The 2473-nt window shown below is 63.7% G+C and carries 2 protein-coding genes; both read left to right on the top strand.

What is annotated here, in order from left to right:
• A partial coding sequence (locus AABM41_09735; protein MEK6192578.1) for an ATP-binding protein occupies positions 1–1437 on the top strand: 1437 nt, incomplete at its 5' end.
• A partial coding sequence (locus tag AABM41_09730; GenBank protein ID MEK6192577.1) for a SpoIIE family protein phosphatase occupies positions 1319–2473 on the top strand: 1155 nt, incomplete at its 3' end. The genes AABM41_09735 and AABM41_09730, both read left to right, overlap by 119 nt.

The raw sequence follows: 2473 nt of genomic DNA, 5'->3' as shown, positions 1-2473 counted from the left end.
CGCAAACGCTACGAGCAATCGTTGCAGCAAGCCAACCGCGCCAAGAGCGTCTTCCTGGCCAACATGTCGCACGAAATCCGCACCCCCATGAACGCCATCCTCGGGTTCTCCCAGCTCATGCTCCGCGACCAGGACCTCACCCCCCGACAATGCGAGTACCTGGGAACCATCAATCGTAGCGGCGAGCATCTACTGGCCCTGATCAACGACATCCTGGAGATGTCCAAGATCGAAGCGGGCCGCACGACCCTGAACCCCTCCACGTTCGACCTGCCCGTCCTGCTCAAAGACCTGGAGATGATGTTCCGCGTCCGCACGGATGAGAAAAAGTTATCGTTCTCGGTGGAGATGATCGGCGATGTCCCCCAATACATCGTGACCGATATCAACAAGCTGCGTCAGGTCTTCATTAACGTGCTGGGCAACGCCGTCAAGTTTACCGAGCAGGGCGGCATCGGCTTGCGCGTGCGCGCGGACCGCGAGGGCGCGACGGGACCTTTTCTCCGGGTCGAAATCGAGGACACGGGCCCGGGCATTTCGCCAGACGACCAAGACAAGTTGTTCCGGCATTTCGAGCAGACCAAGACCGGGCAACAGGCGGGGACCGGTACGGGGCTGGGCTTGGCCATCAGCCGGGAGTTTGTTCGCCTGATGGGCGGAGCCATCACGGTAAACAGCGAGGTTGGCAAAGGCAGCGTGTTCGTCATTCACCTGCCTTTGAAGGAGGGGGAGGCCCAGGCGGTTCAAGGGAAAGACAAGCCCCGGCATGTCCTGAGGCTCCAGCCCGGGCAGGCGACGTGCCGGGTGCTGATTGCCGACGACATCGAGGATAACCGCCAGCTACTGGCGCAGCTTCTAGCCCCCGTCGGTTTCGAGATCCGGCTGGCGACCAACGGAGCGGAAGCCGTCCAGGAGTTTGAGGAATGGCGGCCCCATCTGATCCTGATGGATTTCCGCATGCCGGTGATGGACGGCCATGAGGCGATCCGCCGGATCCGGGCCATGGCCGGCGGCGAGGACCCCAAGATTATCGCTGTGACTGCCAGTGCGATGGACGAAAACCGCCAGGCGCTGCTCGGGATCGGCGCCGACGATTTTATCGCCAAGCCAATCCAGGAAGCGGAGCTGTTCCAGAAGATTCACGCCCACCTGGGGGTAGAGTACGTTTACGCCGAGGAGCCCGCAGCCGCGGCCCAGGAGGAAGCGGCCGAGCTCACACCCGAGTCCCTGGCGGGCTGGCCGCAAGACCTCATCCACCCGATGCGTGAAGCCGTCATCACGGCGGATCTGGACCAGCTGCTGGCAAAGATCCAGGAGGTTGAAGCCCGCGATCCCCGCATGGCTCAGGGGCTGCGCCGCCTGGCCGAAGGCTTCCAATACCAGAAGCTTCTTGATTTATTGGGCACAGGGTCCTCCATTGAATCCGGAGAAGCCTGAAAGTGGTGCTGGGCAACCCGCCAGCATCCTGGTCGTGGACGACACCCCCGCCAATCTCCAGGTGCTGGCCGGCATGCTCAAGGACCGCGGGTATAAAGTCCGCCCCGTTCCCAGCGGCAAGCTGGCGCTGCTGGCGGCGCGACGCGATCCCCCGGACTTGATCCTGCTGGACATCAATATGCCGGAGATGAACGGCTACGAGGTGTGCGAACACCTCAAAGCCGACGACAAGCTCAAGGGGATTCCCGTCATCTTCATCAGCGCTCTCACCGAGCAGCTGGACAAGGTGAAGGCCTTTGCCATCGGCGGGGTGGATTACCTCACCAAGCCGTTTCAGATGGAAGAATTGCACGCCCGCGTCGAAACGCACCTGAAGCTCCGCCGCCTGCAAATCGAGTTGGAGGAGACCAACGCGCGACTGGCGAAGGCCAACGGCCGGATGTCCCGCGACCTGAAGGCGGCGGCAAAGATCCAGGAGACGTTCCTACCCCGCGAGGTACCTCGTGTCCCGGGCACGGACTTCGCCTGGATCTACCGGCCCTGCGACGAACTGGCCGGCGATGGCCTGAACGTCATCCCACTCGGCGATGGCAAGGTCGGGCTTTACATCCTGGACGTCAGCGGCCATGGCGTCGCGTCGGCCCTACTGTCGGTGACGCTGAGCCGTCTCCTCTCGCCGCCGTCGGAGCCGTCCTCGATTCTGATCCGGGATGGAGACGTTGGGGATCGGTTCGACATCACGCCGCCCGCTGAGGTCGCCGCCCGCCTGAACCGGCTCTTCCCATTCGACTCGGTGACCGGGCAGTTCGCTACGATGGTCTACGGGATCCTGAACGCTGCGACCGGGGAGTTCCGCTACGTCTCCGCCGGGCACCCCGGCCCGGTGCATCTGCCCTCCGGCGCCGATCCGGTGATTTTGGAGAGCCAGGGGTTCCCGATCGGCCTGGCCGACGACGCCTACGAGGAGCGGTCGGTCCGCCTGGGGGCGGGAGACCGCCTGTACCTCTACTCCGATGGCGTCCCCGAGGCGATGGAC

It is taken from the genome of Chloroflexota bacterium (genome assembly GCA_038040195.1).
Lineage (GTDB): Bacteria > Chloroflexota > Limnocylindria > QHBO01 > QHBO01 > DASTEQ01.
The sequence above is the reverse complement of the archived record's forward strand: the minus strand, read 5'-3'. Positions and strand labels throughout refer to the sequence as shown.